General features: G+C 75.6%; 13 protein-coding genes. 5 read left to right on the forward strand and 8 right to left on the reverse strand.

Annotated features, from left to right (window positions below; all coding sequences use genetic code 11):
* Window positions 1–53: 53 nt before the first annotated feature.
* Window positions 54–1349, forward strand: a complete 1296-nt coding sequence (locus tag FB586_RS00610; protein WP_136517418.1) for an MFS transporter — start codon at window positions 54–56, stop codon at window positions 1347–1349.
* Here FB586_RS00610 and FB586_RS00615 read toward each other — a convergent pair.
* The 4 genes from FB586_RS00615 to FB586_RS00630 form a co-directional block, all read right to left on the reverse strand.
* Complete coding sequence (locus FB586_RS00615; RefSeq protein ID WP_136517419.1) at window positions 1327–1740, reverse strand: ATP-binding protein; 414 nt, start codon at window positions 1738–1740, stop codon at window positions 1327–1329. The two genes, FB586_RS00610 and FB586_RS00615, sit on opposite strands and share 23 nt — an antisense overlap.
* Window positions 1730–2065: an STAS domain-containing protein gene (locus FB586_RS00620; protein ID WP_136517420.1), complete on the reverse strand. Its 336-nt coding sequence runs from the start codon at window positions 2063–2065 to the stop codon at window positions 1730–1732. The genes FB586_RS00615 and FB586_RS00620 overlap by 11 nt, the downstream gene beginning before the upstream one ends.
* Window positions 2065–4026 (reverse strand): glycosyltransferase family 2 protein, encoded by a 1962-nt coding sequence (locus FB586_RS00625; RefSeq protein ID WP_136517421.1) that lies wholly within the window; start codon window positions 4024–4026, stop codon window positions 2065–2067. Before FB586_RS00625 ends, FB586_RS00620 begins: the two co-directional genes overlap by 1 nt.
* A 171-nt stretch (window positions 4027–4197) precedes the next feature.
* The gene (locus tag FB586_RS00630; protein ID WP_136517422.1) at window positions 4198–4776 is read right to left on the reverse strand and encodes a type 1 glutamine amidotransferase domain-containing protein; all 579 of its coding nucleotides are present in this window, start codon (window positions 4774–4776) and stop codon (window positions 4198–4200) included.
* Between the two features lie 157 nt (window positions 4777–4933).
* Here FB586_RS00630 and FB586_RS00635 point away from each other — a divergent pair, with 157 nt between their 5' ends.
* Window positions 4934–5302: a YciI family protein gene (locus FB586_RS00635; RefSeq protein ID WP_136517423.1), complete on the forward strand. Its 369-nt coding sequence runs from the start codon at window positions 4934–4936 to the stop codon at window positions 5300–5302.
* A 31-nt stretch (window positions 5303–5333) separates the two neighbouring features.
* Window positions 5334–6584, forward strand: coding sequence for an RNA polymerase sigma factor (locus FB586_RS00640; RefSeq protein WP_136517424.1), 1251 nt, complete (start codon window positions 5334–5336; stop codon window positions 6582–6584).
* Window positions 6585–6600: 16 nt separating this feature from the next.
* On the opposite strand, the gene FB586_RS00645 is transcribed toward FB586_RS00640, so the two are convergent.
* Window positions 6601–7242, reverse strand: coding sequence for a YgjV family protein (locus FB586_RS00645; protein ID WP_136517425.1), 642 nt, complete (start codon window positions 7240–7242; stop codon window positions 6601–6603).
* Window positions 7243–7446: 204 nt separating this feature from the next.
* Here FB586_RS00645 and FB586_RS00650 point away from each other — a divergent pair, with 204 nt between their 5' ends.
* Complete coding sequence (locus FB586_RS00650; protein WP_136517426.1) at window positions 7447–8562, forward strand: GNAT family N-acetyltransferase; 1116 nt, start codon at window positions 7447–7449, stop codon at window positions 8560–8562.
* A gap of 39 nt (window positions 8563–8601) precedes the next feature.
* Here FB586_RS00650 and FB586_RS00655 read toward each other — a convergent pair whose 3' ends face one another.
* Together FB586_RS00655 and FB586_RS00660 are read right to left on the reverse strand one after the other, a co-directional pair.
* Complete coding sequence (locus FB586_RS00655) at window positions 8602–8844, reverse strand: hypothetical protein (RefSeq protein ID WP_136517427.1); 243 nt, start codon at window positions 8842–8844, stop codon at window positions 8602–8604.
* A 36-nt stretch (window positions 8845–8880) separates the two neighbouring features.
* Window positions 8881–9315 (reverse strand): hypothetical protein, encoded by a 435-nt coding sequence (locus FB586_RS00660; protein ID WP_136517428.1) that lies wholly within the window; start codon window positions 9313–9315, stop codon window positions 8881–8883.
* 164 nt (window positions 9316–9479) lie between these two features.
* On the opposite strand from FB586_RS00660, the gene FB586_RS00665 reads away from it, so the two are divergent.
* Complete coding sequence (locus tag FB586_RS00665; protein WP_136517429.1) at window positions 9480–9908, forward strand: VOC family protein; 429 nt, start codon at window positions 9480–9482, stop codon at window positions 9906–9908.
* A 7-nt stretch (window positions 9909–9915) separates the two neighbouring features.
* Here FB586_RS00665 and FB586_RS00670 read toward each other — a convergent pair whose 3' ends face one another.
* A complete protein-coding gene (locus tag FB586_RS00670; protein WP_136517430.1) occupies window positions 9916–10671 on the reverse strand; it encodes an SRPBCC family protein in 756 nt (251 codons plus the stop codon).
* Window positions 10672–10753: the final 82 nt, after the last annotated feature.

Genomic DNA, 10753 nt, shown 5'->3' on the forward strand with positions numbered 1-10753 from the left:
GTGTGCCGCGCACTCCTGTCATCCCCCCGCATGAAACTGCTACGGTTCCGGGCATGCCGGGCAAGCCGAGCCCCGGGCACCCTCCTGCCTTCTGGTGGCTGTGGACGTCGTCGGGCCTGTCGAACGCCGCGGACGGCGTGCTCAAGACCGCGCTGCCGCTGGTCGCGCTGCGCTACACCGACTCCCCCGCGGTCGTCGCGGGGATCGCGCTCACGCTCTCGCTCCCCTGGCTGCTCGTCTCCCTGCCCGCGGGTGCGCTCGCCGACCGGTGGGACCGCCGCCGCACGATGCTCGTCGCGAACGCGGTGCGGGCGGGTGCGCTCCTCGTCCTCGTCCTCGCGCCCGCCGACGAGGCGGCGTCGCTGGGGCTGCTGTACGTGCTGGCGTTCACGGTCGGCACGGCCGAGGTCTTCCACGACACGAGCGGGCAGTCGATCCTGCCGCAGGTCGTCGGTCGCGAGCACCTGGACCGCGCCAACGGGCGGCTCTACGCGGTCGAGGTGACCGCCAACCAGTTCGTCGGGCCCCCGCTCGGGGGCGTGCTCGTGGCGGCCGGCACCGCGCTCGCGCTGGTCTCGCCGGCGCTGCTGTGGCTGCTCGCGGTCGCCGCGCTCCTCGCGCTGCGGGGGACGTTCCGGCCCGTGCGCGGGGACGGCGCCGGCCCGACGACCCTGCGGGCGGACGTCGGCGAGGGCCTGCGCTTCCTGTGGCGCAGGCCCGTGCTCCGGACGCTGGCGTTCATGGTGGGGGTCTCGAACCTGGCCGAGTTCGCGATGATGTCCGTCTTCGTGCTGTGGGCCGTCGGCCCCGACTCCGCGCTCGGGCTGACCGAGCCCGGCTACGGCGCCCTCGCGACGGCCGCCGCGCTGGGGGCCGTGCTGGGCTCGCTCGCGGCGTCGCAGGTGACGGCGCGGCTCGGCCGCACGCTCAGCCTGGCGCTGTGCGTGCTCGTCGCCGCCGCCTCGCACGCCGTGCCCGTGCTGACGACGGACGTGCTCGTCGTGGCCGCGGTGTGGGCCGCCGCCGGTGCGGGCATCGCCGTGTGGAACGTCGTCACCGTGACGCTGCGGCAGCGGCTCACGCCCGACCACCTGCTCGGCCGCCTCAACAGCGCCTACCGGCTGCTCGCCTGGGGCACCATGCCCGTCGGGGCGCTGCTCGGCGGGCTCGTGGGCGAGCACGTCGGCCTGGCGCAGGTGTTCGTGGTCGCGACCGCGCTCGACCTGCTGCTGCTGCTCTGCCTGCCGGTGCTGCGCGAGCGGCACCTGCGCGCCGCCGAGCGCGAGGTCGTCGGCGACGCCGCCCCCGCGGGCCGGCTCGCCGTGGTCACACCGTCCGACGCCGGGTGAGGGTCCAGCGGGTCCCGTGACCCTCGGCGGTGCACGTGACGTCCACCAGCGCGGCCACGATCGCCAGGCCCCGGCCGGACTCGGCCTCCGCGGAGGGCATCGTCGGCACCAGGTCGAGCATCGGGGGCGGCCCCGCCTGCCGGGCGACCGCGACCACGGCGTCCGGGCGCACCGTCAGGTGGACGCCGTCCCCGTGCCACGTGCCGTCCGGTCCGTGCCGCACCACGTTGCCCGCCACCTCGACGAGCGCGGTCTCCACCGCGATGCGGTCGATCTCGTCGACGTCGCCGGCGGTCCGCCACAGCTCCTCGAGGGCATGGTGGACCCGGTCGAGGACGGTCGCGGCGTCCTCGCCCTCCAGCGGCAGGTGCAGCTCGGCGTCAGGCGGCACCGACCGCGTCCTCGACCGTCGCGAAGGGCGTGAGCACACGGTCCATCGTCGTCAGCCGCAGGACGGTCAGCACCTGGCCGCCCACCCGCGCGATGCGCAGGTCGCCGCCGGCGGCGCGCGCCCGGCGCAGCCCGCCGACCAGCGCGCCGAGGCCCGACGAGTCCATGAACGCCGTCTCCTCGAGGTCCACCACGACGACCGCGTTGCCGTCGTCGACCGCCCGGTCCACCTCGGCCTTGAGCTCGCCCGCCGTCACCATGGTCAGCCGGCCCTGCGGCCGCAGCACCGCGACCCCGCCGCCGCGCACGTCCGTCCCGATCTCCATCACGCCTCCTTCTCGGCGCCCTGGTACCCGCGGTACCGCAGCGCCTGCACGATCACGCTGAGCACGACCAGGTCGTAGGCGACCCAGGCGAGGTTGACGGCGGTGCCGACCCACGGGGCGTAGCCCAGGGCCCACCGCACGACGCCGACGACCGCGGCGACGACGAGCACCGCCATCGCCACCAGCTGCGGGCGCACCAGGCGCCACGCCCCGGCCGAGGACTGCCGCTGCTTCGGCGTCACCGCGAAGCCCAGCGGACGCCCGAACCACACGTTCGCCGCCGCCGTCCACGTCGCCTTGATCCACACGGGGAACAGGGCGAGGGAGTACTGCTGCCCGCGCCACGTGCGCAGCCCGCGGGCCGACACGAGGAACAGCAGCTGGCTGGCGATCTGGAACGGCAGGAACCGCGCGAAGAAGTCGACGCTCCACGCCGTGACCGGCAGCACGCCGAAGCACAGGAAGATCACGGGCGCCGCGAGGTAGACCACCGCCGTGAACCCGGACAGGTAGCTCCACATCGTCGCGCCGTACATGAGGCGCTGGCCCAGCCGCAGGCCCTTCACGGTGAGCGGGTTCTCCTGCAGGAAGACCTGCAGGGTGCCCTGCGCCCAGCGGAGCCGCTGCGTGATCATCGTGCCGAGGTCCTCGGGCGCGAGGCCGTGGGCGAGCGTCTCGTGGTGGTACACCGTCTTCCAGCCGAGCGCGTGCAGACGCATCGCGGTGGCCATGTCCTCGGTGACCGAGAGCGTCGCCACCGGCATGACCGGCATGGCCTCGTCGCCGCGGTCCACGTCGACGGCCCGCACGAGCGCACGCACCGACTCCAGCGCGCCGAGGGGCGACCACTCCCGCGTGTCCAGGGCCGTGAGCGCGTCCGCGTGCGCCGGGTCCCGGCCGTCCGCGGTCGACTGCGCCCCGGCGGGTGCGGCGGCCAGCGCCGGCGCCAGCTCCCCCAGCGCCTCGAGGTCCGCGCGGATCGCGGCCATGTCCGCCGCGACGACGGACGAGGAGACCTCGTCGACCCGTCGCTGGAACGCGTACGTCACCTCGCCCAGCGGGTCCCCGGCGTCCAGCCGCCGCAGCGCCTGCGTGCTCGCGCGCGCGACCTCGTCCAGGGCCGCGGCGACCCGCAGGTCGTCGGCCTGGCGGCGCGCGCGCTGCAGCACGCGGCGGCTCGTGTGCAGCGCCTCGCGGACCGTGCGCTCGGTCTCCCGCACGTACCCGACGAGGCCGAGCTGCATGAGCGCGTCGCGGCGCAGGATGGCGTTGGAGCCGCAGAAGAACGCCGCGTTCCACCCGTCCTTGCCCTGCTGGATGGGCCCGTAGAACAGCGGCGCCTGGCTGCCGAGCGGGTCCGCCTCGGGCACGTTCGTGAAGAACTGCGGCGTCTGCACGAGCGCGACCTGCGGGTCGTCGAAGTACGCGACCGTGCGGTCGAGGATGTCCGGGGTGGGGATCTGGTCGGCGTCGAGGACCAGGATCAGCTCGCCGTCCGTCAGTGCCAGCGCGTTGTTGAGGTTGCCGGCCTTCGCGTGCTTCGGCCGGTCGGCCCAGTCGGCACCGCGGACGACGTAGCCGACGCCCAGCCGCTCCGCCTCGGCGCGCATCTCGGGCCGCGCGCCGTCGTCGAGCACCCAGGTGCGGTGCGGGTAGCGGATGTCGCGCGCCGCCTCCGCGGTCCGGGCGACCAGCGCGACGTCCTCGTTGTACGTCGTGATGAACACGTCCACCGTGACGCCCTCGGGCGGCGGGCCGGGGTCCTCGCGCGGCTTCGCCTTCCACATCGTGATGCCGAAGAGCGTGACGTCGACGAACGAGTACGTCTCCGCGATCACCAGCGGCACCGCGATCCACCACGCCGACCAGTTCACCGACTCCAGCCAGCGCCAGACGGTGTAGTTGAGGCCCAGCACGAGGGTGAGGGTGACGACGACCCGCAGGACGACCATGCGCCTCATGCGCGGTCCTCGCGGCGCACCGCCACGACCGTGACGTCGTCCGGACGGCTGCCGCTGGTGCGCGGGCCTGCGTCGTTGTCCCCCATGGGACGACGCTAACCGGGCACCGGCACCGGATCGCGCCCGGTGCCGGTCTTGCCCGGAAAGTCATGCGCGCCGCGTCGTTGCTGGTCAGGCGTCCGACGCGGCGGCTCCCGCGAGCGCGGCGTCCACCGCGCCGAGGAAGTCGTCGAGGTCGTCGGGCGTGCGGGAGGTGATGAGGGTGAAGCCCTCGGCGTCGTCGCTCACGACCGACTTGTCGACCCACTCGCCGCCGGCGTTGCGCACGTCCGTGGCCAGCGACGGGTACGAGGTGAGCGTCTTGCCCTGCAGCAGGCCCGCCTCGACGAGGGACCAGGGGCCGTGGCAGATCGCCGCGACCGGCCGGCCCGAGGTGGCGAACTCGCGGACGATCGCGACCGCGTCGTCCTGCAGGCGCAGGTTGTCCGCGTTGATGGTGCCGCCGGGCACGAGCAGCAGGTCGTACCCCTGGCCGTCGACAGCCGAGATCGTCGTGTCCGGGTCGACCGTGCGGCCCGGGTCCTTGTCGCCGACGAGCGTCTGGACTCCGGACTCCTCGACGGCGGCGACGTCGACCTGGGCGCCCGCCTCGCGCAGGTGCTCGACGGGGACGACCAGCTCGTCCTGCTCCACGCCGTAGTTCGTCACGACGGCGAGCACGCGGCGGCCGGTGAGGTCGGTGGTGGGCATGGCTCCGCTCCTTCGGGTCGGGTGCGATGTCCCTGCCACGCTAGGTCGGGCCCGGCCGCACCGCAGGGCGAGGACGCCGCTGTCGAAATCCGGGACCCTCGCGCGTCGGGGTGGGTGACGGGCACAGTGGGTGCCCCGGGTCGAGAGGAGACAGGCGATGGCCGAGGCGCAGACGTACCTGGTGATGCTGTGGGGCGACGAGGCGCCGTGGGCGGACGCGACGCCGGAGCAGATGGCGGCGGCGTACGCCGACCACGACCGCTTCTCGAAGGCGTGCGCCGAGGCGGGCCACGAGATCGTCGGCGGGGAGGAGCTGCAGGGCGCGCGCAGCGCCACGCTCGTGCGGCCGGGGGCCGACGGGTACGAGGTGGTCGACGGGCCCTACACGGAGACCGTCGAGCAGCTCGGCGGGTACTACCTGATCCGCACGGCGGACCTCGCGGGCCTGCAGGCGCTCGTGCCGATGATCATGGACGGCGGCACGGTCGAGATCCGTCCGATCGTGGACCACTCGGGCGACGCGTGACGCACCACCCCGGGCTCGGCGACGGGCCGCGGTGACCGAGGTCGACGCGGCGCTCGCCGACGCCTGGCGCGCGCACTGGTCGTCGGTCGTCGCGCTGCTCGTCGCGCAGTTCGCGAGCCCCGACCTCGCGGAGGACGGCGCCGCCGACGCGTTCGAGGCGGCGGCGCGCACCTGGCCCGTCGACGGCGTCCCCGACCGGCCCGGCGCCTGGCTGCTCACCGCGGCCCGGCGCCGGGTCCTCGACCGGCTGCGGACGCAGGCCGTCCACCGGCGCAAGGAGCCGCTCATGGTCGTCGACGCCGAGCTGCGGGCGCTCGCCGCGGCGGCTGAGGACCCGGGCGCGCACGTGGCCGACGAGCAGCTGCGGCTCGTCCTGACGTGCTCCCACCCCGCCCTCGCGCCGGCGGACCGGGTGGCGCTGACGCTGCGCTTCGTCGTGGGCCTGGGCACGGCGGACATCGCGCGGCTGCAGCTCGTGCAGCACACCGCGATGTCGGCGCGGCTGACGCGCGCGAAGAAGCGGCTCGCGACGTCAGGCATCCCGTTCGCCGTGCCGCCGCCCGACCGGCTCGACGAGCGCCTCGATGCGGTCGCGACCGTGCTGTACCTGCTGTTCACCGCCGGCTACCAGCCGGCCGACGTCCCCGGCGGCCTGCGCGTCGACCTCGCGGACGAGGCGATCCGGCTGACGCGCGAGCTCGACCGGCTGGTCGGCGGACGGCCGGGGCTGCGCGCCCTGCTCGCGCTCGAGCTGCTGCAGCACTCGCGCCGCGACACGCGCGTCGACGCCGACGGGCGGATCGTCCTGCTGCCCGACCAGGACCGCAGCCGCTGGCACGCCGACGAGATCGCGGAGGGTCTCGCGCTGGTGCGCGCGCTGCCCCCGCTCGACGGGCTCGCCGAGGACCACCGGCTGCAGGCGCTCGTCGCCGCCGAGCACGCGGCGGCGCCGTCCGCGGACGCGACCCGCTGGGACGTCGTCGCCGGGCTGTACGCCGCGCTCGAGCAGCGCACGGGCTCGCCGGTGGTCCGGCTGGCGCGGGCCGTCGCGGTGGCGGAGGCCGCCGGGCCGTCGGCCGGCCTGGCGCTGCTCGACGGGCTCGACGCCGCGCTGGCCCACCACCACCGCCTGCCCGCGGTGCGCGGGGAGCTGCTGCTGCGGGCCGGGCGCGCGGACGAGGCGGCCGCGGCGTTCGAGCGGGCGCTCGCGCTGGTCCCGGCGACGGCCGAGCGCGTGCACCTCGCCGAGCGGCTCGCGGCGGCCCGCGCGGCGGCGGGGTAGGCCGCGCGCGAGGCGGTCAGGCGGCGGCGAGGACCGGCCGCTCCCACGTCTCCCCGGCGGCCCGCCGGAAGCCGACGCGCTCCAGGTACGCGACCGATCCCGGGGGCGCGGTCGGCACCACCAGCCGCCGCAGCCCGTGCGCCGCGAACACGTCGCTGTCGCGGTAGACGAACTCCCCGGGCGTGAAGTCGCGGAACCGCGGGGTCACCCAGTCGAGCAGCACGACGCCGGTGCCGTCCCCCGCGTCACGCACGAGCACGACGCCGACGGTCTCGTCGCCGCGGACCACGAGGAACGCGAGCTCGGCACCGGCGCCGGGGCCGACGTCCCGGGCGGGCACGGTGCGGTGCCGGCCGACGTCGTCCGCGTGCACCGCCAGCACGTGACGCAGGTACGCGTCGTCGGGGGCGACCTCGACGACCGCGTACACGGCCGCGTCCCCGCGCTCGCGCCGCAGCCGCAGGAGCCAGTAGACGTTGATGAGCGAGATCGCGCCGTTCATCGCCGCGAACGCCCAGATGCCGAAGACCGCGTTGTACGCGGTCGCGAGCAGCGAGCCGACGAGGTTCATCACCCGGAAGCGCCACACGCGCGCCTGCATGAGGGACAGCACGACCAGCACGGAACCGACCCAGCCGACGACCTCGAGCCACACCACCGCCGCACCCTAAGCCCTGCGTGCCGCGGGCCCCGCGCGCCCAGGCCGGTGGTCCGGCGCCGAGACCGGCACCCGGGGTGCGGTTCTCGGCGCGGAAGCCCCGAGGTCGGCGCTCGGACGGGCGGTGCTTGAGGCGGGTGAGGTTCGGCGACGGGGGACAAATTGGGTCGACCGCGGCGCGCGGCCGCGAGGACAGTGGCAGGCATGGACGGCACGACCACCACCACCTTCGCCCTGCACGAGCTGCCGCTCGTGCTCACGCGCGAGGACCCCGAGGCCTGGCTGCTCGTCGGCATGGTCCGGGCGCGCAACGCGGTCATCCGCGCCGACTGGGGCCACGACGACTTCGGCGGCACCGAGCAGGAGACGTTCTCCGACCTGCAGCACCAGCGGTACACGCGGCGTCGCCGGGTGGTCGCGGTCGTCGACGGCGCCGACGGCGACCCCGACCGTGTCGTCGGGTACGCCCGGCTCGACCTGCCCCTGCAGGAGAACACCCACACCGGCTACGCCGACGTCGGCGTGCGGCCCGAGCACCGTGGCCGGGGCATCGGCGCCGCGCTGCACGCGGCCGCCGTCGAGCTCGCGCGCGGCGACGGCCGCACCAAGCTCGTCGCCGAGACCGACCACGCCGTCGAGCCGCCCGAGGGACCCGGCGCGCTGTCGGCCCCCACCGGGTCGGGACGCGTCCCCGCCGACGCCCCGTCGGTGCGGTTCGCCCAGGGTCACGGGTGGCGGCTCGAGCAGGTCGTCCGGCACTCGCGCCTGCACCTGCCCGTGCCCGCGGACGTGCTCGAGACCCACCGGGCCGCCGCGCTCGAGCGGGCGGGGGCCGACTACCGGCTCGTGCAGTGGCAGGACGCGTGCCCCGACGCGTGGGTCGAGCAGTTCGCGCTGCTCAACACCCGCATGAGCACGGACGTCCCGCTCGGCGGCCTCGACTTCGAGGAGGACCGCTGGGACGCCGAGCGCGTCCGCCGCGTCGAGGAGCAGGTCCTCGCCCGCGGCGAGCACCTGCTGACGTCGGCCGTCGAGCACGTGCCGACCGGCACGCTGGTCGCGTTCTCGTCGTTCCAGGTGCCCGGGCACAGCGACGAGTTCGTGTGGCAGGGCGACACCCTCGTGCTGAAGGAGCACCGGGGACGCCGCCTCGGGATGCTCGTGAAGATCGCGCAGCTCGACCTGCTCGCCCGCGCGCTGCCCTCGGTGCGTCGCATCAGCACGTGGAACGCCGAGGAGAACAGCTGGATGCTCGCGATCAACGCCGCCCTCGGGTTCCGCCCCGAGGGCTGCGTCGGGGAGTGGCAGCGCGAGCTGTGACGCGCGTGCGCGGCGGCGCGGAGGGCGCCGCCGCGCACGTCACTCGAGCACGGTGACCGTGGACCCGGGGCTCAGGCGGTCCCCGACGCGGCGGCCCACCTCGGCGGCCACGGACGCGTCCTCCGCCTCCACCGTCAGCGTGAACTGCACGCCGCCGTCGTCCTGCCGCGTCGCCTCCTCGACGGCGACGCCCTCCTCCCCCGCGAGGGCGTCGTCGAGCGAGGCGACGTCACCGGCCTCGGCGGTGGGCAGCGCGGTGCCGGACACTCGGAACGTGGGCATGGGGTCCTCCCGGGGTCGTCGTGGTCCCGACCGCCGTCAGCGGTCGTCGTTCTCGGGGACGCGCAGGCTCTCCGCCAGGCGGCGCAGGTCGTCCGTCAGGGTGGTGAGGTCGCGGGTGTAGGCGTCGGAGACGCCCTCGGACGTCGCCTCGAGCTCCTCGACGGCGGCCTCGACCCGCTCGGCGGCGTCGGCGCGCCCCTGCTCGGTGCCGCGGTCCCGCACGGAGAGCGCCTCGCCCACTGCCAGGCGCGCCTCGTCGAGCGCGGGCGCGGCCTGGGACCGCACGTCCTCGTCGGCGTCCTGCAGGCGCCCCTCGAGCGCGTCGATGCGGTCGTCGACCGACTCCGCGCGCACCTGGTCGTCGGCGGGGTCCGTCGCGACCGTCGGCGGCACGGCGTCCGGCCCTCCCCCGGCGCACCCGCTCAGCAGCAGGCCCGCGGCGGCCGCCGCGGTCACCATGGCTCGGCGCATCTGCCCCTCCTCGCGCTCGCCCGTCCGGTCCAGTCTGGGCGGACGTCGGGCGCCCCGCCCGCCCGGGCGCGGATCGGCACGGCGGGGCACGCCGGGTGTCGGCGGGCCCCGCTACGGTCGCGTCGCACGGGTGGCCCGTGCACCACGACGAGGGGAGACGTGCGATGGGCTCCGTGCCGCTGACGGGCAGCCGGCAGGTCCGGCTCGTGCGGGACCTGGCCGGGTCGCAGGCCTGGTACCGGGACGTGCTCGGGTGCGAGGTCGACGGCTGGGGGCACGCGCTGCGCGACGCGTTCCAGCTCGTGCTCCAGCAGGCCGCGGACCCGGCGGACGTGCGCCCGAACGCGGTCGCCGCGGCGCGGGACACGTACCCCACCGACTGGCAGGGTCCGCAGGAGGGCTGGGACTCCTACGTCTTCGTCGAGTTCGACGACTTCGACGCCCTCGTCGCCGAGCTCCACGAGCGGGGCGCCGACACGGGTGCCGGGCCGGTCGAGGCCACCCACAGCGACGGCATGACGTTCCGCAACGTCACCGTCCGGGACCCGGACGGCTACGCGATCGTGTTCGGCTGCGGCGCACGCCGCGGCTGAGGCCGCGTCAGGACGCGCTCGGCGCCACGGCGCCCCACCAGCCGGCCCACCGCCGCCGCGCCTCGGCGAGGGTGGCGTCGTCCAGGCCGTACGTGGACAGGACGGCGGACACCCGCCCGTGCGGCGGCCGGTGCCCCGGCGGCTCGAACATGAGGACGAGCAGCGACTCGGCGATGCCGTGCAGGTGGATGCCCACCTGGTGCTCCGTGCGGTAGACGAGCGTGCCGCCGACGCGCGACCCGTCGGGCCGGGTGACGTCCACGTGCGCCCCGACCGGCAGCCCGCGCACGCCGTGCAGGCCGGTGCGGTAGAGCAGCGGGTCGCGGCGGTCCCCCGCGTCCATGCCCAGCGCGGACAGCGTCACGCGCTCGGCGTCCGGGTGCTGCTCGAGCGCGAACCGCAGCTGCTGCACGAACGCGATCCAGCCCTCGTCGATCTCGTCGTACACCCCGTCGAACCGCGCGAGCCCGTCGTGGCTGCGGCGGGTCACGGTGACGTGCGTGCGGCGGGGATCGTCGTCGCGGGCGGTGACCGCGAGGACGTCGTGGTCACGCCACGTCAGCGTGCGGCGCGTGACGCCGTCGGCGTGCTCGTGGTGCTCGCGCACCTGGTCGACGAAGATCTGCCGGATCTCCGCGTCGAGGCCGTCGTAGTCCCACCCGAACCAGCGCCCCACCAGCCGTGGCTCGCGCAGGTGCGCCCACACCGTCGCCACCGGCGCGGCGATCTCGACCGACACGATCTGACGGTGCTCCAGCGTCATCGGTGCTCACTCCTGTCCGCTGTCTCCCGGTTCGTCCTCCGACCGTACCCACGCGGGGGGTCGGGCGCAGGGGCGGTGGACG

The sequence above is a fragment of the Cellulomonas telluris genome, from assembly GCF_004886325.1.
Lineage (GTDB): Bacteria > Actinomycetota > Actinomycetes > Actinomycetales > Cellulomonadaceae > Cellulomonas > Cellulomonas telluris.

Coding starts and splice junctions, on each gene's coding strand:
- FB586_RS00610 (WP_136517418.1), top strand. CDS start 54: ATGCCGGGCAAGCCGAGCCCCGGGCACCCTCCTGCCTTCTGGTGGCTG.
- FB586_RS00620 (WP_136517420.1), bottom strand. CDS start 2,065: ATGGAGATCGGGACGGACGTGCGCGGCGGCGGGGTCGCGGTGCTGCGG.
- FB586_RS00625 (WP_136517421.1), bottom strand. CDS start 4,026: ATGAGGCGCATGGTCGTCCTGCGGGTCGTCGTCACCCTCACCCTCGTG.
- FB586_RS00630 (WP_136517422.1), bottom strand. CDS start 4,776: ATGCCCACCACCGACCTCACCGGCCGCCGCGTGCTCGCCGTCGTGACG.
- FB586_RS00635 (WP_136517423.1), top strand. CDS start 4,934: ATGGCCGAGGCGCAGACGTACCTGGTGATGCTGTGGGGCGACGAGGCG.
- FB586_RS00650 (WP_136517426.1), top strand. CDS start 7,447: ATGGACGGCACGACCACCACCACCTTCGCCCTGCACGAGCTGCCGCTC.
- FB586_RS00655 (WP_136517427.1), bottom strand. CDS start 8,844: ATGCCCACGTTCCGAGTGTCCGGCACCGCGCTGCCCACCGCCGAGGCC.
- FB586_RS00660 (WP_136517428.1), bottom strand. CDS start 9,315: ATGCGCCGAGCCATGGTGACCGCGGCGGCCGCCGCGGGCCTGCTGCTG.
- FB586_RS00665 (WP_136517429.1), top strand. CDS start 9,480: ATGGGCTCCGTGCCGCTGACGGGCAGCCGGCAGGTCCGGCTCGTGCGG.
- FB586_RS00670 (WP_136517430.1), bottom strand. CDS start 10,671: ATGACGCTGGAGCACCGTCAGATCGTGTCGGTCGAGATCGCCGCGCCG.